The following is a 16,572-nucleotide window of genomic DNA, read 5'->3' on the forward strand; positions in this document are numbered from 1 at the left end:
AAGCCGAGCAAGTTCTTAAGGTTCGTCAGGCGCGACTCTCATCGTGGCGCGGGGTATACCCCAATTAGACGCCGGATAGATTTAAGCAAGCCAACAACTTCATCCGTTAAACAGTATTGCAAAAAATGGGGTGACCATAGATTCCACTGGCCCGGCATTCGCCACGGCTGCGAGGTCGAACTCGACAGCGAACAACTCCAGGCGTTGGTGCTGGGCCTGCCGTGGCAGCGCGTCGGTGCAGGCGGTGTGATTAGCATGCTGTAAACGCCGGCCATTTGGCCGGTCTACTTGTCGTCGCCCCGCGCCTGCTCTGGCACAATCGGCGGCATGACTTTCTCGCCCAACCTCGACCAGATGACCCCGGAACAGCTTCGTGCCTTGGCGGCACAGGCGTTGCAACTGCAATCCCAGATCGAGGCGATGAGCAGGAAGATTCAGAACGATGAAATCCTCATCGAACAGTTCAAGTTCGAAATCGCCCTGCTCAAACGGCACAAGTTTGCCAAGCGCAGCGAGCAAATCAGCCCGGCGCAAAGCAGCTTGCTGGATGACCTGCTCGACACAGACCTTGAAGTATCGAGACCGAGCTAAAACAGCTTCTCCCAGATGCGCCACAGGCCGAACCACGACATTCCCCGAAACGTGCGCCTTTGCCGCCGCAGTTTCCACGCACGGTGATTCGTCACGAACCCGAAAACACCTAGTGCGTCTGTGGCTGCCAACTTCAACGCATCGGCGAAGACGTCAGCGAGAAGCTGGATTACACGCCGGGCGTGTTTACCGTCGAGCAACATGTGCGGGGCAAATGGGCCTGTCGCCAGTGCGAAACCCTGATCCAGGCCCCGGTGCCAGCCCAGGTTATCGACAAAGGTATCCCGACCGCAGGTTTGTTGGCCCACGTGATGGTGGCCAAGTTTGCCGATCACTTGCCGCTGTACCGGCAGGAGAAAATCTTTGGCCGCGCCGGGCTGGCAATTGCTCGCTCGACCCTGGCGCAGTGGGTCGGACAAACCGGCGTGCGGCTTCAGCCACTGGTCGATGCACTGCGTGAAGCCGTGCTGAACCAGGGCGTGATCCACGCTGATGAAACACCGGTGCAAATGCTTGCGCCAGGCGAGAAGAAAACCCACCGGGCCTATGTCTGGGCGTACAGCACGACGCCGTTTTCAGGGCTCAAAGCGGTGGTTTACGACTTCAGCCCAATCCGTGCTGGCGAACATGCGCGCAACTTCCTGGGTGACTGGAACGGCAAGTTGGTCTGCGACGACTTCGCTGGCTACAAAGCCGGTTTCGAACAAGGCATCACTGAAATCGGCTGCATGGCCCACGCCCGGCGCAAGTTCTTTGATTTGCACGTGGCGAACAAAAGTCAGCTGGCTGAACAGGCTCTGCACTCGATCAGCGGCTTGTACGAGGTCGAACGTCAGGCGCGGGACATGAGTGATGAAGAGCGCTGGCGAATACGACAAGAATTGGCGGTGCCGATCCTCAAAAAACTGCATGACTGGATGTTGGCTCAGCGCGACCTGGTGCCCAATGGATCAGCCACGGCCAAAGCCCTCGATTACAGCCTGAAACGCTGGGTAGCGCTGACGCGCTACCTGGACGATGGGGCTGTGCCCATCGACAACAACCAGGTCGAAAACCAGATACGGCCATGGGCACTTGGGCGCTCGAACTGGTTATTTGCGGGATCACTGCGCAGCGGTAAGCGGGCTGCGGCAATCATGAGTTTGATCCAGTCGGCGCGCATGAATGGGCATGATCCGTATGCCTATCTCAAAGATGTGCTGACGCGGCTGCCGACCCAACGGGCCAGTGAGATCGGACAGTTGCTGCCGCATCAGTGGGTGCCGGCCTGACTTACGCAAGGTGAGTTCGCCGGACGCTTACGGCAGAACGCCGGATGAGGGTGAAAATCGGTTCCAAAACTGAAGCGGCAGCCCTTGTAGTATGCGGCCTGTAGCCGTTCCGTTTCGTCTTTGTTTTGCAAGCGATTTTGAGCTACAGCCCGCATGGCGCGGGGCTTTATATTACGGTCTTGAAAACCGCTGCCAAGCAACAGTCTTACGACATCGGCGGGCTCAGCAGGTACAGCGATTGGCTCCTATCGATCCGAATCTGACATCGAAAAGCTACTTTTGACAAGCTGAACGAGCTGGTCAATGTTATTTCTCGGTTGCCGACTTGTAGGAGCCTTTCCTCGTCTGCACCTGCTTTTGTTACTCTACCTCCCTAATCAAGCACGATGATTTTGGATACAAGCTCTGCGCTGTTCTTAGCCTTCAATTTTTTCATCAGGCGCGCACGGTGAACCTCTACGGTTCGATGAGAGATGTTCAGTCTGCGGCCAATCTCTTTGCACGTCAGCCCATTCACAATATCTACCGAAATTTCACGCTCTCGAGGCGTTAAATTCACGGCCGTGCGGATAGCACGATCAACCCGCTCGAAGTGCCAGACCATCAGCTGGAATGGATCTTCGGGTGTCAACGTGAAGCCGTTTGCCCGAGCCCAGAACACTTCTCCGCTGCGGTGTTGCATGAAGCGCTCATCCGAGTAGGCGCCGTTCTTAGCGTGCCGGAGCCAGTTCAGGCTCCGCTCTCCTATATCGCGGAAGTCGGCCTGTGATGGGTAGAGCTTGAGTAGGAGCTTCCCAATAAGCTCCTGGCGCTCAAAGCCAAAGAGGCTTCCGAAGGCCTGATTGAGCTCTAGGATGCGACGGTTCGACGTGATCACCTGGGGAGCCGGAGAGCATTGAAAACCAATCCGCTCAAGTTCTTGCGGCTGACGTGAGTAATCACTCATAAGGGGAGCCTTAAGACGCTAGGGTACCAACACTCAGGGTACCACGCTCCTGATACTCATTCGTGTACGTAGTTGCACGAATAGCGGCGCGTTGATGGGTGATGCAATCTGGAATGGCTCTGTGAATTGAACAGCAACCGGTGCCATTGGCATGAGGAGGGTGCCGATTGAAGGGACTGGGCCTCATAAGAGCAGGAAATAAAGACTGCGAGAGGCTGCCAATGCAAGTCCACATCGAGAAAAAATGCGTGTGTAGTTCTTAAATAACAACAAAAGAGGATGCAGCTATGAGTGATAGCGCTGATGGTGTAGTTCGGCAACGTAGGCGTGCTTTCATTGGTGCCACCTCGGGGCACCTCATCGAGTGGTATGACTACGGTGTTTATGGCTTTCTGGCGGTCTATATCGGCCAAGCGTTCTTCGTATCTGATGATCCAACCACAAGCTTGCTGAGCAGCTTCGCGGCCTTTGCACTGAGCTTTTTCATCCGGCCGCTGGGCGGTCTCTTCTTCGGGCCGCTCGCAGACAAGATCGGACGCCGGCGTACCTTGATCACGGTCTTGGTAATGATGTCCGGATCCACCTTCCTGATTGGCCTTGCTCCTACGTACGAAACGATAGGTATCGCTGCACCCATCCTGTTAGTGCTGATTCGGTGCATTCAAGGTTTTTCAGCTGGTGGAGAAATCGGGACGATTACGAGCTTCATCTCGGAATATGCTGGGCCAGGTCGTAGAGGTTTCGCCACTTCCTGGTTGATGGTCACTGCTGTATTGGGACTGGTGTTGGGCGGAGTTGTCGCCAACGGCATGACCTACTTAATTGGCGCAGAGTCAATGCAGGAGGGTGGATGGCGGATCCCGTTCCTGCTTGCAGGCCCTATGGGTTTGGTGTCGATGTACATTCGACTGAAGCTGGAGGACAGCCCTGAGTTCTTGGCATTGGTCCACTCTGGTGAAACATCCAAAGCTCCGCTTCGTGAGGTATGGCAGTGGAAACGGTCGATAACTTTGGTTTTCTTCATTATCTCCCTTCACAGCTCGATCTTTTACCTGGTCCTCACGTTTGCATCGACGTATATGTCAAAGATTCTGGGTTTCAGTAGTGGTGTGACGCTGCTGTACGTGTTCATCGCTAGTGTCGCGTCGGCTGTTGTGATGCCGCTAGGTGGTATATTTACTGACCGCTACGGCCGAAAGGGCTTTCTTTTGGTTGTGGCTGTTCTTGCCACCTTGGCTATGTACTGGCTTTTCAGTTCTGCCGAAGGCGCGACACCGTTCTCCTTCCTGGCCCCTCTTATGGTCGTGGCAATTTTGTTTGGACTCTATGCTTCGTCTACCTATGCCACGATGAGTGAGTTGCTGCCGACAAAAGTTCGTTCAACCGGTATCGCTATTGCTTACAACATACCGGTAGCATTGTTCGGTGGAAGTGCGCCCTTCATCTCGACGTGGTTGATTCAGCGGACAGGCGACCTTTCATCACCCTGGTATTTCTACGTGTCCACAGGCGTTGCTTCAATAGTCGCATTGTTACTGCTGCGGAAAAGTGACTTCGTCGGTACCCAGGTGTTTGCACGATCGGAGCCTGATCAGGAGGCACGCGTGTTTCCGCGAAGCCAAGGTATTCCGGTTGAGCATGAATGATCGGGCATTAGTCATACTGAGAAAGGCGAGAAGAAATCCATGAATACTGAACATTCGAAATCGGATCCTCAGGTAACAATCCCTGAGCAGGTAACAAACATGTTGCAGAAGCTGACCCACGCGACGCCCGAGAATGCGCCATTTGTTGCAGGGCGCCGGCATTTTTTTAAATACCGTGATTTGGGGCTGACCGATGCCACCGACGGCGCGGCACGAGCGCAGGTTACTTGTGCGACGGATGTGATGGAGGAAACCGGTTGGCATTATCACATCTGTGATGTGCATTTTGTTTTTGCGCTGCGGGGATGGATCGATCTTCAGTTCGAAGATGGGCGCACTGTCCGTGTGAACACCGGCGAGTCGCTGTTCATTCCACCAGGGCTCAAGCACAACGAGACAGCCATTTCGCCGGATTTGGAGCTGTTTGAAATGTCTGTGCCGGCGAAGATGGGCACCGTCGCCTGCGATCCACCACCTCACCTGCCAAAAAATGGTAATAAACCGGTATAGCTATCAAAATCCGCAACCGCGGGGCATTACAGGGAGATGCTGTCCTGCTTGAATCTTTATGATTTTGACCGTCGCAAAGGAGTGAGGCATTTTTATGAGTATGAAGGGCTACCTTTTTGCAGAACTTACCGTCCACGATCATGATGTCTTTTATCAGGAGTATATGGCGAAGGTGCGTCCGATACTCGAAAGCTGGGACGCTAACTTTTTAATATCGACCGACGTTCCTGAAGTCATCGAGGGTGGTCGTACAGTGCCCAGGGTGATTATGATTGAGTTTGAATCAGTGCAAAAGGCGCGAGATTTTTACTACTCGGAAGCGTACCAATCCATTATCAAGCTTCGATTCAATTCTTCCAGAGCACACCTTTACATCATGGAAGGACGTGCAGCGAAGGCCTGACCGTGAGGCTGAGTCAGCAGCATGGAGCTGGTAGCGGTCTCGGGCTCTACCATGCTGTCTCAGTGGTGTAGGTCCGAAGGCTCTTTCCGCCGGTTATAGAGAGCTAAAACTGTCGCGAAACAATTAAAACCGTCGCAGAGAAAGGGAGCCGTCACTGGCTCCCTTTTTTTGTACGGTTTTACTCCTGCTGCACCGTTACACCCCCTGCTTTAGGCTCTGTACGAAAAGAGATGTCGCAAACACCGCATGGAACAAGCCAGTGAGACCATGGCGGCATAGCTTTTCGCGAGCTTGTCGAAGCGTGTCACGATGCGGCGGTTCTCTTTCAGCCAGCCAAACATACGCTCGATGAAGTTGCGCTGTCGGTACTTGGGCCGATCAAACAGTCTGGGTAAGCCTGGCTTGGGTTTGCGCTTCATCGAGCGCATCCGCACCTATACCTGAGTCTGGCGCTGGCCTACATCGGCGCTGAAGGAAAACCTGCTCCCAAGAATCTGATCTTCGCATCGTCAGTTAAGCCCGACCTCCGGCTCAGCAACGCTCTGGATAATGATGTCGAGGTGATGACCAGTGTGGATAGGGTGCTGATTTATGACCGGTCAATAGGACATGCCGGTTTGCTATGGCGAGACCTGCAGTCATGGTACGAGGAGAAGGAAGGGCTCAGTAAAGGGGAGGGCAAAAAGCCCTTGTATCAACGCTTGAGCGAGAGTCTCAAGGACACATCGAAGGTGCAGTCACTGGCGTTCACAAGCTTCTACAAAGCGTTCCCCAGGGAGAACGTTCCAAACCTCCCAGCTCTACTGCCAGAGGTCTGGTTTCACTGGGATCCGCGGTTGCGCAACGTGGCAAAGAGGCGTTGCTCCGGTCGCGGATGGATTTTCTTCTGCTGTTGCCCGGCGGTGTCAGGATAGTCATCGAAGTCGATGGCCAGCACCATTACGCAACGGATGATGGCCGAGCTAGCCCGAAGCGATACTCAGACATGGTGGCTGCAGACAGACTGCTCAGGTTGTCAGGCTATGAAGTGTATAGGTTTGGGGGATACGAGCTTAGTCAGTCTGGCGCTGAAGAGGTGCTGGTCCGGTTCTTCCGAGTACTATTTGATCGATACGCTTTGTTATGACAGCGTGATGCGATGAGCTCGCCTCGCTTTTCGGCAAGGTTGTGTGCATAGGTCTGAATAGCCTGCCATGTTGTAGAAAAGGTTGGGATGTGTAGAAATACCTTGTGGTCTCCAGTAAACGCACCAGCACTATTAGCGGCACCATTACTGACTGCCACATCCCACACGATTCGCGAATGAACGGCTGGGTAGTTCCGGGCTTTAAGAGATTAAAGTCAAAAACGGATTGTTGGCGGGAAGTTCCCTCGAAATTGATCTGGCGTCGCGTAACAAGTAGCCATTCAATGAGCTAGCTTTGCGGGGACCTCTGACCTCGCAGCCCCAAATATTCCTACCATTGGGCTTTCTCAGATGAACATCCAACTTCTCAAATTGACGTTGGAGGCTTCGCCATTCCTCTCTTTGAGTCGCTGTTTCGACCAACGTGGCGTGCTCGACAGCGTAACGCTGGAAAATGCCCGGCGTGACTAGGAAAAAAGTGCCGTCCACGGTGTGGACCTTTGCCTTGCTGTCGTTGACCAGTAAGCGATGAGTATGGATTCCGTCGCGCAGCCACTCGAGGAAGGCAAGCCCTGCGGCATCCTGGGGTGGCGCAGCGGCAGATTGCTGGCTTCCCGTGCCTGATCCAGTTTCGAGCTCGCCTGGCACTTGCAGCATGTCCATCAAATCGTCGAGGTAGTCGAAATCCTGATTCAATTGCTCGGGGGCGTGCATTTTTTCTTCTGGAACTACTTGCGGCCGATCTGGGGCTGACTCGCTGATTTCATGAGTTGGCAGAGAATCGTCCAGCACCGGCTCAACCGTACCGCCAAAGTATGCTGGCCGGGGCTCATCGGCCCAAATCAGGCCCGGCCTTAGGCGAAGAAAGGTAAAACGATGCTGCCAGTCCCCGTCTGTGACGGCGGCGCTCCACACCGCTTTCCCTTCACCTGTCGCGTCCACCAATCCATGTGATTGCAGCTCATCGAACAAGGCGATATTGGAGGAGGGGATACCATCCACGGATTGGGCCAGCAGGTAGGCACGCAGTTTGTCAGTCGCAGTTTTGCTGACCAACCACAGATGGTCCGGGGTGAGCCAGCCGGCCGCGCCGGGCTGGTTGAGCTTGAATTCGTTTTTGATCAGGTGGCGCAGCCCCGTCAACAGATGATGTTGCAGCGAGCGCTTGGGTGCTTGCAGTGCCTTTATCGGGTTGGCGCCGATGTTTTGCGCCGTGGAAACCCTGTCTGCCTGCAGTACGAGCTCCCCAAGCGTGCCGGCGAGCTCATAGTGGTCGGCTAGCAAGGACAGTAATTGTTTCCACAGTGCTGGGTAGATGCAGAGCCAGTCGAGTAGGACTGGGGGCAGGATCTTCATATACAGCAAACCTGCGGCGGCACCGTGTAAGTGGTAATCCCGGTCGGGGAGGTAGCGGAAGCGGTAAGGCTGGTTCAGGGGGCCGTGCCAGGGGTGCCAGCGTTCACCATTCTGGTACTCCACCTGGAGATCGACGGCAATTTTACCAACATCATGGAGAAGGGCGCCGTAGGCAATGGCGGCGCTCCAGGCATCAGCCTGCGCGGCCTGGTCTTCCGGTGCGGCACCACTGGGGAGCAGGTAGGACTGACGCAACTTCAGGCTGCACGCCACCACCTCCAAGCCGTGGTCGAGCATGCCCCCAGGATAGGCATGGTGATGACTCTCACTGGCCGGTAGTTGCTGTACATAGATGGCGTAGCGGTGGATCGGTCCGAGGTAGAGTTGCTCGAACTGCGGTTGAGAAAGGGCAGTGTATTGCCAGATGCGGTCAAGCAGCTTTTTGCGGTGGCCAGCAGCAAGCAGTGATTCTGCCGACAGCGCTGGAAGAAAACCCTCGGCGGCGGATTTGGTCTCTTCGGGAAGGCCTTTTTGAGGTTTGAACCACCAGCGTTTCATCGCAGTACCTGCCTTGCGTTCAAAAGGTCCTTTTGCCTTTTCGGATAAGCCTCTTACCCTTGCGCCCCCTTCCATTGACACCATTACCCTTTACCGCCTTGGCCTTTTTCGCGAGTGCAATAATCCGAAGTCTGGCGCGTCGGGTTAGCCGGCCGATCGGCATAGCCGACCCTTTCGAGTGGGGGTAGTCTGCCCGGCATCATTTTTTAATCTGGGGCGCTGATGACGCTGAGTGATGCTCTATTGATCGTGCTGCTGACGGACCGAATTCATGGCACTGATGCTGCCATTCGGTCTGCCGCCAAGCGCGGTGCGAAAAAGATGCCGCGCAGCCAGCGCGACATCTTGTTCAAGATTGGCAACAGCGTGGCGCCTCGCGAAGTGGTAGCGCATCTTTGTCAGAACTTGGCTGACTGATCTGTCACAGAGTTTTGCAATTAATGAGAATGAAATGACTCTTAGATTGGCAATTAATACTCGGATATTGAGTGTGTCTCAGTTACTATGCCTTCACATGTCTCATGCCTAGGAAAGATCTCTCATGTCCAAACTTGCCGAATTCAAAGCACTGGAAGCGCAGCTGGCCGCTCAACTTCAACAGCTGGATGCGATGAAAAACGATTCTGGCCTGAAGCAGGAAATCGAGTTTGAACAGAAGCTCAAGGCCTTGCTGGAGGAGTACGGCATGAACCTGCGCCAAGTGATCACCATTCTGGATCCGTCCAAGGGCGTGAGCGTGAGTGCCGCTAGCGCGTCGAGCGGCGCTCAGCGCAAGCCGCGCGAAGTCAAACGCTACAAGAACCCGCACAGCGGCGAGGTTGTGGAAACCAAGGGTGGCAATCACAAGATCCTTAAGCAGTGGAAGCAGGAACACGGCTCGGATACCGTCGAGAGCTGGCTGCAGTAATCGGTTGCGCAGTTGCAGCGGCCGATGCTCGGCGCTGCAGGCAAAACAAAGGCCCCAAATCGGGGCCTTTTTGCTGGTTGAGGGAAATCACGCCGTGAGTCGCTCCGTCGCTTGAGTCGTGTGATCGGACTGCAGTGTCAGCAGGTACTCCGAGGCCTCACGGGCCAGGCCACTGGCGCGGAAGATCGCACGCTTGTCTTCCTTGAGGATCTTCAGCCAGGAGGCTAGATACTCCTCGTGGCGCAACTCTCCCTGGGTTCCGGTCAGCGCGCAGAGAAACGCTGCACCCATTTCCGCGACCAGTTCCTCGAAGGCATAGGCTGCGGAGCCGAACGCGTGCCCGCCGGTGATGCCATCGCGGTTCAGGCGCGATCGGTGACCCGACCAGTGAGTCAGCTCGTGCAGAGCCGTCGCGTAGTAGCTGCCGACGTCCTCGAATTGAGCCTTGGTGGGCAGCTGGATGCGATCGCGCAGCGGCTGATAGAACGCGCTATCGCCGTAGCAATGCTCGATCTGCGCGCCGCTGGCTTGCAGCAACTGTTCGGCCGGGGCATGGTCGATAAACACGGGCGGCTCGGTATACTCAGCGGGGTCTGGCTCCTCGCCAGGCAAGCCTTCGGTCTGCTCGATGTTGAACAGGCAGTGCGTGCGCAAGAGGGCGAACTGCACCATTTTTATATTGCCCTCTTCATCGCGAACGACCTGGCCGTCCTCGTCGTGCGCCTCCTTGCTCATTGGTTTGTACAGCACCGCGAGGGTGGATTGCTCGCCCTTGCGTACATGGCCGCCAGCTTTGCGTGCCTGGTTGAAGGTCAGCCAGCGATCCTGCGTGAAACCTCGCAGCCGAGCCTCGGCCCACAGCAGTGGAATGTTGATGCCGGCGTAGGGGCGTTTGGTGATGGCATTGATGGGAAAAGGGGAGTCAGCACTTGAACCGCTGGTGGTCCAGGGTTTGATCCAAGGGATCACGCCTTGGCTCAAGGCGCTGACGATCTTGTTGGTGACATCCAGGTAGATATCGGACATTGCGTTCTCCGGGCGTGTAGGGGGAACGCTGCCCAGCCGGGAAGGGTTCCCGGTGGGGTAGTGAGGCAGTAGCGGTGCTGACAGGGTCAGAGGGCGGCGATATCTACTACGATTTCGCCGGGTAGCCTGATGAGCAGAAAAACCGGGCCGCTGGGTGGCGTGATGCGAGCCAATTGAAGCTGCGGCAGTTGAGCCGATACCGAAATGCCGTTGCGCCGCGAGTGGTCGAGTTGCAGCTCAATGGGGCAGTGTGAGGTACGCGGTACCGAGTTCAGTACGCTGTTGAGCAGGTCTGCCAAGCGCATGGCTGACTGTCCAATCGGTTCTTCGCCTGTGGCAGGTGCAATGAACTGCTGCCAAACACCGGGGCTCAGCACCACCGCATCGGAAAAGCGCTTCATCCTGGACATTGGGACCTCCGCGTAGCTGATCCCGCGACATCTCATGTGAGGTTCGTGCGTGGTGCTCAATCTGAACAAGGCATTGAGCAGGGGGCGTCCATTTATTAAACCGTGCTTGGCCGTGAGGTCAATCTCCGATCCCTACCTCCAATGGAGGGCTCTATCCAGGGAGTTCCAGCGAAGACTTCCGTCCTTGGATTCCTGACAAACGGCGATCTTCAACCGACTGAAGATGGATGCGCGAGGCGCCCAGAGAGGCCCGGTTAAGGTGCCGCTCTGGGTACGCGTGGAGCTCGCTTCTGCGTTCAAGACTTGCCTGCCGGATCAACCTCGGCGGCCAGGTACAGGTGGGTGGAGGTGGCTCCACCACCAGGGATCCTGCGGTGCCGCGAAGGCTGGCGAGGACAGGATCATCGACGTCGAAGTGCTCGGCAAAATCATCGCCGCCGAATTCATCGCGGGCGCGATTCCACCAAGTCTCGAAGTCGTCGACGTTGGGGTTGCAGCCAGTGGCATAGGCCACGCGTTTGCGGCCACCGCCATCCGGTTTGCTTTCGCCGATCTCGGACATGAGGTAAACACCGTGGTCCTTCACCAATATCAATCTGCAACCATTGATACCGGCCTCGGCCAACACGGCGTGAAGTTCAGTGCCTGTGAAACGCAGCATGATGAGATCCTCCAGAGGGTGCGCAGGAACGCCACCCTGTGTGGGAGAGTTCCCAGCACTGGAATGGATGTGAGTAGGGTGCAACGAAGACGCAGGTTCAGTAAACCCGGGGGAGTAGATAGCGTTCATCACCGGGGAACGGTGACCATGCGAGCTGCCGAACGCGTATCGCATTTCGGGGTAACCATCACATGCGTGACGTAGCCTCAAAGGTTATGGCTACCTGGGTGCTGGAAAACCAGCGATTGCACTTACTCAATACCAAGCAGGGTGACTGCGGTCAACGGCAGGAACGGTGCACCAGCAGGCTTCGAGTCCACAAAGTTCCAAGGCGATGTTTCAGTCTGCTGCTGAACGATGAGCGGTGCTGTTCGTAGTTCTGAAAGGAGTAGACTTTAATCTTGGATCCAACGGGCTGTTTGCCTGTGGAGGTGCAAGATGACAAGTCAATTCCGTCCATCATTTTCGGGCCGCTTAGGTTCTGGCCTGGGAACAGCCTGGCGAAATTTGGTCTCCAAGCTATCTGGCTCTCGTCGTCTAACTCAAAGTCCACGTAGACAATTCATTGTGACAGCAGCTAGCAAATTGCTCTTCTTGTTTGGTCTTGCTGCTGTAGCTCTCGCTATTGCTTTGCTGATCATCACCAACCTGGCAGTTGCGCTGCTTCGTAGCTGGTGGGAGAACGGCGAACTTGTGGCGAGTCGGGACGAATCAGTCCCAGACTCTCTGGGGGCTGACCTCTATATTGGCGATTACGATAGCAACGGCCATTACATAGGCGACTTTAAATCACCTGATTGATTTCTTGCCGGCGCTCGTCAATTGCGCTGTGCCTTTGCTCGCGGCGTCGGTCGCATTTTTGCCCCCACTTGCCAACATGCTCTGGATCCCGTTACCCACGGCATAGCCTGCCCAGCTCATAGTGCCCACGAACAAAGCCGGCAAGACAATGAACATCGCGCCCATGACGTATTCGATCACTTGCGCGGTGACTGTTCCATCCATGAACCCTGCTGTCGGTAACGACAACAGTGCTTGGTCTGTACCCGATACCTGGTTGTACAGCGTTTCCAGCATGCTCGAGTCGATCCAGCGCGCGAGCTCCCACCAGAAGGTGAGCATGTGCAGCGTGAACAGCGCGAATGTGATCGTCATGAGCGCCTTGAGCTGGTAGGTGCTGATCAGCAGCACCAGTGGCAGACTGATGATCGTGCCCATGATCAGAAAGGCCTGGACCATCGGCAAGGCCGCGCGCAGCGCATTCATCGCCGGGAAGTTACTGAACGAGCCTAGGGCCAAACCCGTATTGGTGGCCAGGTTGTTGAGCCCTTGCGTCAGCGAACCGCCGCGGGCGCTGCTGCCGTAGTCCTGGAACACCTGCCCAGGTGCCATGCTCAATGACTGCTGCCGTGGGCTCACCAGCTCGCGCAAGGTGGCGTCTTCGACCTCCGTAGAGGTGCGCCCCGTCAGCCAGCCCCGCAGCTGCGATAGCAGTGATGGATCAACCTCGGCCACCAAGCGATCGCGCAGTCCGATCGTGCCGTCGCTCCACCACTGCTTGCAGGTGGGGTAGCCGGCGCCGTTGTCGAGCTGAGGCAGTGAGGTGTCCCGGGTCTCATCGTACGGCCACTCGACACGGGGCGTTCGCGAGCGGTCGGTATCGTAGTAGCCCGGTGTGTTGAGTAGGTACGTCGAGCCAATCCAGGACGCGTCGTAGCTCTGCGATTCATCCAGCTCGGGACGATTGGTGAACAGCCGCGAGCGCGAAAAGCCGTAGCAGTCTCGGGTGAAGTCGGCGACTTCCTGCAGCAGCACCTGGTCGTTGATGCGCGAGCTGTCGATCTCCATGCGCATGGCCCGGATGTCGGGCGCGCAGGGAATCGACGCGGTCGCGGCGGCGGTGATGCCTTTGCTCGTTGCATGCACGAGAAACCACCACACCGGCACGTTCGCTGACTTCTCGCCGATGGTGTTGAAGATCGTACCCCAGGCCGTGTCGGCGGGCCTGGCCATGGACACGCCACAGCGCTGGCTCGCGGCATCGTCAAAAGTCACGGAGGACAGGTTCAGCGGGAAGAACGGCATGCAGCCGAATAGAATGACCACGTAGCTCATCCACAACCGGTTCTCGACGCGAGGGATAGACAGCAGGCCCTTGTTGCCCTCGTCGGCCCCCTGTTGGCGGGCCGACAGCCATTCTTGCAGGATGATCGCACCGAAGGGGGCGGCGAACAGCCCGGTGTCCGCTAGTGTGTTCCAGATGCCGTTGTTGATGATCCAGGCCAGCAGCGACAGGTAGTACTCAAGGTAGCTGTTGGTGCTCATGTTCATGGCTGCACCTCACACGCGAGACATTTCGACCAGGATGATCGAGCTGAAGCCGATCAATCCCAGACGCTTTAACCGTTGCTGGTCCTCAGGCGCAGGCCGCATGCGCAACGCTGCGGCCCAACCGGTGAAGATCAGGGTGAAAAGCAGGGCGCGCCACCACGCCAAGTAGGCGGCAGTCGCCTGCGTGGGTCCGAGCCAACCCAATTGGGCGGCGGGCAGTTGTAGTGCCAACCAGGCAATCAGCAACTTGATCAGCAGGGTGCCGAGGATCAGCAGTACCTGGGCGATCACAGACCTCACAGAAAGCGGCATCAAGGTGTGCTCCTTTCCTGTTCAGCCCGATGGAGTCGGTCCGGCTCCGGGTCGCGCTGATCGATGTATCGCGAGGCGTCAGCACCGCCGGCGTGACGATCAAGGACCAGGCTGGCGGTATTGGTGGCCAGTGATTGACGTACCTGCAGCTCGGTTTGCAGCAGGCGGATCTCCCGTTCCAGGGTTTCGACGTTGCTATTGAGGGCAGTGGTGGCGGGCTGTGCCGACGCCACGTTCGGTTCGTGGCTGCCGGCGAACAGCGTGCGCTGCAGCAGCATCGCCTTGTAGATCACGCTGGCCAGCGCGGTCTCACTGGCGAGGCGCCGGGCCAGCAAGTTCTGGTCGGGATCATCGCGCAGCCCCTCGATGACGCCGCGCGAGACCTGCAACAAGGGGCTGGAGACCTTGCTGAGGTTCTCTGGGGTAGGCTGGTCGGCGCCAGAGACCATGCGCTGCAAGCCTTCCAAGTGTTCCGCGTAGGTTTCCTGGATCAACGGCGATAGGCCCGTACCGGCGGTTACACGCAGCGTCTCGCAGTCGTCACAGGTCTCCACCTCAGTTTCACCGAGCACCCGTGTCGCCCATTCTGAGGCCTCCTCGGGGCTCGACCAGGCTTGGCAGATGGCGCCATTCTGGCAAGCCGACCCGACGGCCGAGGTGTCCTCGACTGCCCGGTTGTGCAGCAGGTTGTAGCCAGCCTTGACCACGTCCGAGGTCACCCGGATAGGTTGCTGACCGTTGCCGCCAGCTTTCTGCCCACCGACCCAGCTGACGCCGTTGTTGCCGTTGTTCGACTCGGTATCCTTCACCGCCATTACGGCATCGCCGCCGGACTGCTCGAGGTTGTGCTGCATCTCCTGGTTCTGGGCCAGCGCACCCCATCCGGCCTGGTCGACCTTGTCGGCCATTTTTGCCGCCATCGCTTGGCAGGTGAGCTTGGAACGATCGAAGTCGATGCGCCCCTGCAGCACGCCATTGCTCAGTAGCTCATACAGACCAGGATTGGCGCGCTGGATAATCATCGCCGGCAGCGACATGACTGCCTGTGTAGCGTTCTGGATGACATTGCCCATGATCTGCTGGAAGCCCTGGGTAGCGCCATTGAGCTGGTTTTGTAGGGTGTTCGAGAGGTTCATGTTTCCGCACATCATATTGGCCCGCCAGGACATACCGACGCCGAGGCCATTGGGTCGGTAGAGCGAGGAGGGCGCTCCGGCTGCTGAGCCGCCACCGATGGTGTACATCACGCGGTCATCCATGACCGGAGCCTGGTCACCAAGGTGGTAGCCGTTCTCTGCAGCATGGCCTGCGGCACACACAAGGAAGCATACGAGTCCGAGCGCGAGGTTGTTCATCACTGGCCTCCATCAAAGTCGATGCTGAACAGAAACGTCTGGCCCATACGCTGGCAGCAGCGGTAGGGCCGCCACAGCGACCAGGCGTAAGCGCCGTCGGTGCTCTGGACCGTTGGGCTGGGGAAGATGGCGCAGGTGTTCTGGATCACCGGGACGAGCAACTGCCAGCGGTGGTTGTTGATGTTGTTCTCCATCACCGGCTGCGGCGGCCAGTAGCCGGGTGCCGGCATCGGCTGCAGCGGAAGATAAACGTGCGGCTGGCCAACGCGGGTGATGAAGTCGCTGGCGCGCTGGGCCATCACGGCAGCCGCCTTGAAATCATCGGGCTGCACCAGAAAACCGTGTCGCGGATACACGCTGCCCCACATGTCCCCAAGTGCCTGGTTGCCGATCTCACGCATCCCAGGTACCAGTGCCTGCGGGTAGACGGATTCGGGAACAGCCTGGCGCCACGCCAGCGGGTCGAGCGTACTGAGGTAGTAGGGCGCAAATGGCACGGCCCCACTTGGGCAGGCATAGCCGAACGTATGCGCCAGGGCCGTGAGGTCTGCCCCGCCGGGATGCCCAATGCCGTCGACATTCTTGAACCTGGGCAGGTTATCGCGCTGCGGCGAAGGCGTGATCAGGTTGCCACCCCCTTGCGACCCCAGCGTCGGCGCCGACAGCGCCGACATTTCGCTCCAGGGATTGCCGCCGGTGTCGGCATAGCTCGATACCACCAGCTCGGGAATGAAGTGACGGATCTTCGGTGAGGTCCGCACCGTGCAGCCGAGCGGCGTGCAGAGCAGCCAGTAGCAAATCCCCACGACCCGGTACTCTAGGCACTGCAGCGAAGTGACGGAGGCGATGATGGTTGGCGTGGTCAATGCCAGACACTGCTCGGCGGCAACCAGCAGAGCTGCCGCGGTGAATGCACCGCCACGGCGAGCCTTTCTGGGTTTCGGCGCTTTGCTTCGGGTGAAGGCGGTGACGTTCATGGGCAACGCTCGGCAGGTGGCAGCGGTGTGCATCCGTGCGCCAAGTTCCAGCATCCCGGATCCGGTACTGGAGGAGGGCGGACAAACCGAGTCCGGGGTGATCGGTTTCGTCGGACGCTCGATTTAGCGGCGCGAGATGAGCAAAAATGCCAGAGGAGTACAAATGTGCTCTTACCGATTTTTACT

General features: G+C 57.4%; 15 protein-coding genes and 3 pseudogenes. 8 read left to right on the forward strand and 10 right to left on the reverse strand.

The genetic code is table 11. The features are described 5' to 3' along the window. The first annotated feature begins 327 nt into the window (after nucleotides 1–327). A pseudogene (gene tnpC, locus AC5O5R_RS10060) lies at nucleotides 328–1,862 on the forward strand (IS66 family transposase). Between the two features lie 373 nt (nucleotides 1,863–2,235). Here the strand turns inward: tnpC and AC5O5R_RS10065 are convergent. After that, the gene (locus AC5O5R_RS10065) at nucleotides 2,236–2,808 is read right to left on the reverse strand and encodes a LuxR C-terminal-related transcriptional regulator (RefSeq protein WP_494515254.1); all 573 of its coding nucleotides are present in this window, start codon (nucleotides 2,806–2,808) and stop codon (nucleotides 2,236–2,238) included. A gap of 287 nt (nucleotides 2,809–3,095) precedes the next feature. Between AC5O5R_RS10065 and AC5O5R_RS10070 the strand changes: the two genes are divergently transcribed. From AC5O5R_RS10070 to AC5O5R_RS10080, 3 genes are all read left to right on the forward strand, one after another. Continuing rightward, nucleotides 3,096–4,454, forward strand: a complete 1,359-nt coding sequence (locus AC5O5R_RS10070; protein ID WP_494515255.1) for an MFS transporter — start codon at nucleotides 3,096–3,098, stop codon at nucleotides 4,452–4,454. A gap of 39 nt (nucleotides 4,455–4,493) precedes the next feature. Further along, entirely contained in the window at nucleotides 4,494–4,964 is a 471-nt protein-coding gene (locus AC5O5R_RS10075; protein ID WP_494515256.1) for a cupin domain-containing protein, read from the forward strand. 94 nt (nucleotides 4,965–5,058) lie between these two features. Next, nucleotides 5,059–5,367, forward strand: a complete 309-nt coding sequence (locus tag AC5O5R_RS10080; RefSeq protein ID WP_494515257.1) for a DUF1330 domain-containing protein — start codon at nucleotides 5,059–5,061, stop codon at nucleotides 5,365–5,367. 209 nt (nucleotides 5,368–5,576) lie between these two features. On the opposite strand, the pseudogene AC5O5R_RS10085 reads toward AC5O5R_RS10080, so the two are convergent. Both AC5O5R_RS10085 and mobH read right to left on the reverse strand, forming a co-directional pair. Then, nucleotides 5,577–5,801, reverse strand: a pseudogene (locus tag AC5O5R_RS10085) (transposase); the annotation flags it as partial. 893 nt (nucleotides 5,802–6,694) lie between these two features. Beyond that, nucleotides 6,695–8,407: a MobH family relaxase gene (mobH, locus tag AC5O5R_RS10090; protein WP_494515258.1), complete on the reverse strand. Its 1,713-nt coding sequence runs from the start codon at nucleotides 8,405–8,407 to the stop codon at nucleotides 6,695–6,697. Between the two features lie 222 nt (nucleotides 8,408–8,629). On the opposite strand from mobH, the gene AC5O5R_RS10095 reads away from it, so the two are divergent. Next, nucleotides 8,630–8,824, forward strand: a complete 195-nt coding sequence (locus AC5O5R_RS10095) for a DUF7740 domain-containing protein (RefSeq protein WP_494515259.1) — start codon at nucleotides 8,630–8,632, stop codon at nucleotides 8,822–8,824. A 124-nt stretch (nucleotides 8,825–8,948) separates the two neighbouring features. Next, the gene (locus AC5O5R_RS10100) at nucleotides 8,949–9,314 is read left to right on the forward strand and encodes a histone-like nucleoid-structuring protein, MvaT/MvaU family (protein ID WP_494515260.1); all 366 of its coding nucleotides are present in this window, start codon (nucleotides 8,949–8,951) and stop codon (nucleotides 9,312–9,314) included. Nucleotides 9,315–9,401: 87 nt separating this feature from the next. Here the strand turns inward: AC5O5R_RS10100 and AC5O5R_RS10105 are convergent, their stop codons facing one another. The 3 genes and pseudogenes from AC5O5R_RS10105 to AC5O5R_RS10115 all read right to left on the reverse strand — a co-directional run bounded on the left by AC5O5R_RS10105 (nucleotide 9,402) and on the right by AC5O5R_RS10115 (nucleotide 11,411). Beyond that, nucleotides 9,402–10,340, reverse strand: a complete 939-nt coding sequence (locus AC5O5R_RS10105) for an ArdC family protein (RefSeq protein ID WP_494515261.1) — start codon at nucleotides 10,338–10,340, stop codon at nucleotides 9,402–9,404. Between the two features lie 86 nt (nucleotides 10,341–10,426). Beyond that, on the reverse strand, nucleotides 10,427–10,750 hold the full coding sequence (locus tag AC5O5R_RS10110) for a hypothetical protein (RefSeq protein WP_494515262.1): 324 nt from the start codon (nucleotides 10,748–10,750) through the stop codon (nucleotides 10,427–10,429). Between the two features lie 296 nt (nucleotides 10,751–11,046). Next, nucleotides 11,047–11,411 (reverse strand): annotated as a pseudogene (locus tag AC5O5R_RS10115) (DUF3085 domain-containing protein). A 438-nt stretch (nucleotides 11,412–11,849) separates the two neighbouring features. On the opposite strand from AC5O5R_RS10115, the gene AC5O5R_RS10120 reads away from it, so the two are divergent. Beyond that, on the forward strand, nucleotides 11,850–12,212 hold the full coding sequence (locus AC5O5R_RS10120) for a hypothetical protein (RefSeq protein ID WP_494515263.1): 363 nt from the start codon (nucleotides 11,850–11,852) through the stop codon (nucleotides 12,210–12,212). Here the strand turns inward: AC5O5R_RS10120 and AC5O5R_RS10125 are convergent. From AC5O5R_RS10125 to AC5O5R_RS10140, 4 genes are read right to left on the reverse strand one after another with little or no spacing between them, the layout of a single operon-like run. Further along, nucleotides 12,201–13,742 carry a conjugal transfer protein TraG N-terminal domain-containing protein gene (locus AC5O5R_RS10125; RefSeq protein ID WP_494515264.1) on the reverse strand — a complete coding sequence of 514 codons (1,542 nt, stop codon included), beginning with the start codon at nucleotides 13,740–13,742 and terminating at the stop codon, nucleotides 12,201–12,203. The two genes, AC5O5R_RS10120 and AC5O5R_RS10125, sit on opposite strands and share 12 nt — an antisense overlap. A gap of 9 nt (nucleotides 13,743–13,751) precedes the next feature. Next, entirely contained in the window at nucleotides 13,752–14,054 is a 303-nt protein-coding gene (locus tag AC5O5R_RS10130; protein ID WP_494515265.1) for a hypothetical protein, read from the reverse strand. Further along, complete coding sequence (locus AC5O5R_RS10135; RefSeq protein ID WP_494515266.1) at nucleotides 14,054–15,409, reverse strand: integrating conjugative element protein; 1,356 nt, start codon at nucleotides 15,407–15,409, stop codon at nucleotides 14,054–14,056. The genes AC5O5R_RS10130 and AC5O5R_RS10135 overlap by 1 nt, the downstream gene beginning before the upstream one ends. Next, complete coding sequence (locus AC5O5R_RS10140) at nucleotides 15,409–16,386, reverse strand: TIGR03756 family integrating conjugative element protein (protein ID WP_494515267.1); 978 nt, start codon at nucleotides 16,384–16,386, stop codon at nucleotides 15,409–15,411. Before AC5O5R_RS10140 ends, AC5O5R_RS10135 begins: the two co-directional genes overlap by 1 nt. Between AC5O5R_RS10140 and AC5O5R_RS10145 the strand changes: the two genes are divergently transcribed. Beyond that, on the forward strand, nucleotides 16,385–16,513 hold the full coding sequence (locus AC5O5R_RS10145) for a hypothetical protein (protein WP_263396446.1): 129 nt from the start codon (nucleotides 16,385–16,387) through the stop codon (nucleotides 16,511–16,513). The two genes, AC5O5R_RS10140 and AC5O5R_RS10145, sit on opposite strands and share 2 nt — an antisense overlap. Nucleotides 16,514–16,572 lie beyond the last annotated feature (59 nt).

The organism is Pseudomonas sp. 8_5_2 (assembly GCF_059295255.1).

Coding starts and splice junctions, on each gene's coding strand:
- AC5O5R_RS10065 (WP_494515254.1), bottom strand. CDS start 2,808: ATGAGTGATTACTCACGTCAGCCGCAAGAACTTGAGCGGATTGGTTTT.
- AC5O5R_RS10070 (WP_494515255.1), top strand. CDS start 3,096: ATGAGTGATAGCGCTGATGGTGTAGTTCGGCAACGTAGGCGTGCTTTC.
- AC5O5R_RS10075 (WP_494515256.1), top strand. CDS start 4,494: ATGAATACTGAACATTCGAAATCGGATCCTCAGGTAACAATCCCTGAG.
- AC5O5R_RS10080 (WP_494515257.1), top strand. CDS start 5,059: ATGAGTATGAAGGGCTACCTTTTTGCAGAACTTACCGTCCACGATCAT.
- mobH (WP_494515258.1), bottom strand. CDS start 8,407: ATGAAACGCTGGTGGTTCAAACCTCAAAAAGGCCTTCCCGAAGAGACC.
- AC5O5R_RS10095 (WP_494515259.1), top strand. CDS start 8,630: ATGACGCTGAGTGATGCTCTATTGATCGTGCTGCTGACGGACCGAATT.
- AC5O5R_RS10100 (WP_494515260.1), top strand. CDS start 8,949: ATGTCCAAACTTGCCGAATTCAAAGCACTGGAAGCGCAGCTGGCCGCT.
- AC5O5R_RS10105 (WP_494515261.1), bottom strand. CDS start 10,340: ATGTCCGATATCTACCTGGATGTCACCAACAAGATCGTCAGCGCCTTG.
- AC5O5R_RS10110 (WP_494515262.1), bottom strand. CDS start 10,750: ATGTCCAGGATGAAGCGCTTTTCCGATGCGGTGGTGCTGAGCCCCGGT.
- AC5O5R_RS10120 (WP_494515263.1), top strand. CDS start 11,850: ATGACAAGTCAATTCCGTCCATCATTTTCGGGCCGCTTAGGTTCTGGC.
- AC5O5R_RS10125 (WP_494515264.1), bottom strand. CDS start 13,742: ATGAACATGAGCACCAACAGCTACCTTGAGTACTACCTGTCGCTGCTG.
- AC5O5R_RS10130 (WP_494515265.1), bottom strand. CDS start 14,054: ATGCCGCTTTCTGTGAGGTCTGTGATCGCCCAGGTACTGCTGATCCTC.
- AC5O5R_RS10135 (WP_494515266.1), bottom strand. CDS start 15,409: ATGAACAACCTCGCGCTCGGACTCGTATGCTTCCTTGTGTGTGCCGCA.
- AC5O5R_RS10145 (WP_263396446.1), top strand. CDS start 16,385: ATGGGCAACGCTCGGCAGGTGGCAGCGGTGTGCATCCGTGCGCCAAGT.
- AC5O5R_RS10140 (WP_494515267.1), bottom strand. CDS start 16,386: ATGAACGTCACCGCCTTCACCCGAAGCAAAGCGCCGAAACCCAGAAAG.